Below are 1,359 nucleotides of genomic sequence, written 5' to 3' on the forward strand. Positions count from 1 at the left end.
CGGCTGGTAGTCGCGTGCCGGGAGAATTGGACGGCCTGTTGAAGCAGATCCTCGCTGTGGACGGCACGTTCTTGCCGGCTGCGGCTGATGTTGCCTGGGCGGTAACCTCGCGAAATCAACGGGAGGGGGAGCGCCATCGCGCGAGACTTGATGTACATATCGATGTACAGACATGGCTGCCGGAAGTCATTGCAGTTCCTGACCCTGGCGAGAGTGAGGGGGATTGTGCCGCACGCACGCTGAAGCCGAACGCAATTCATGTATACGATCGTGGGTTTTGCAACTTCGACCTGATTGCTGCACACAGGTCGGCAGACAGAGACGATGTATCCTGGCGGGCCGACTTTGTACTGCGTCTGCGTGAGCCCGGTCCGAATGCACCGACGATCGAAACAATCGAAGATCGTCCGCTTGAGCAAGCGAGCATTGCTGCAGGCGTTGTTTCCGATCACATCGTCCGACTGCCTGGTCTGGAGAAAAAACACCAGACCATGCCCCAGCTTCGGCTCGTCGTAATACGATTGCCAGACCAGACGGAGATTCGGCTGCTGACAACTCTCGACATTCAGCCGGAGTTGATTGCCCTGCTCTACAGATTTCGCTGGCAAATTGAATTGTTTTTCCGTTGGCTCAAGTGCTATGCCCATTTTGATCATATGATTAGCCACAGCGCACGAGGTGTGCTGTTGAATTTTTATGTCGTTATCGTTGGTGTACTGCTGATGTATTTGCACACGGGTTACCGTCCCAGCAAATACCTCCTGGTGCTGCTGGGAACAGTCGCCCAGGGAGGCACGCTCGAAGATATCCTGCCGATTCTGCGGGAACGGGAACGGCAGTGCGAGCGCGACCGTCAAAGCGCCGCACGGCGTCGTGCGAAAAAGCAAGGCTAAATGCTGCGCCTGTCTGCGCCCTGCAGCCACGGCGTGGCCGCTGCTTGCGCGATGAAATTCTAAAATAATCCGCTGCGCGACGGACCGGTTATCAGAGTGTGTAACTTGAACCAATCGACAGTACCATGAGAACGTACCGACATCTAAAATTCCGGACAATACTGGGCAGAGCCAGTGGCACACGATCGGTCGCCGAAGTAGGAAGACACTGGCAGAGCCAGTGGCACACTTTGGCAGCACTTGCAAAGCCAATGGCACGTAGCAGCAACACTGGCAGAGCCTGTGGCACGCGAATCAGTGATGAATCAGCACTGGCAGAGCCAGTGGCACACACTACGCAAGCAACAGCCATGCGACGGAATTGTCGTGGCGGTATGACGCTGGTCGAGCTGCTGGTGGTCGTGGCGATCGTCGGCGCGCTGGTGGCGCTCGTGCTGCCGGCGGTGCAGTCGGCGCGGGAAACTGC

General features: G+C 57.1%; 2 protein-coding genes. Both read left to right on the plus strand.

Features of this window, described 5'->3' with window-relative positions; all coding sequences use genetic code 11:
• A partial coding sequence (locus tag ACREAY_RS11900) for an IS4 family transposase (protein WP_431755981.1) occupies positions 1–893 on the plus strand: 893 nt, incomplete at its 5' end.
• Between the two features lie 350 nt (positions 894–1,243).
• Positions 1,244–1,359 (plus strand): type II secretion system protein (locus ACREAY_RS11905; RefSeq protein ID WP_431755982.1); only part of this gene is annotated, 116 nt, incomplete at its 3' end.

This window comes from Nitrososphaera sp. (genome assembly GCF_050748925.1).
In the GTDB taxonomy this organism is placed as follows: domain Archaea; phylum Thermoproteota; class Nitrososphaeria; order Nitrososphaerales; family Nitrososphaeraceae; genus Nitrososphaera.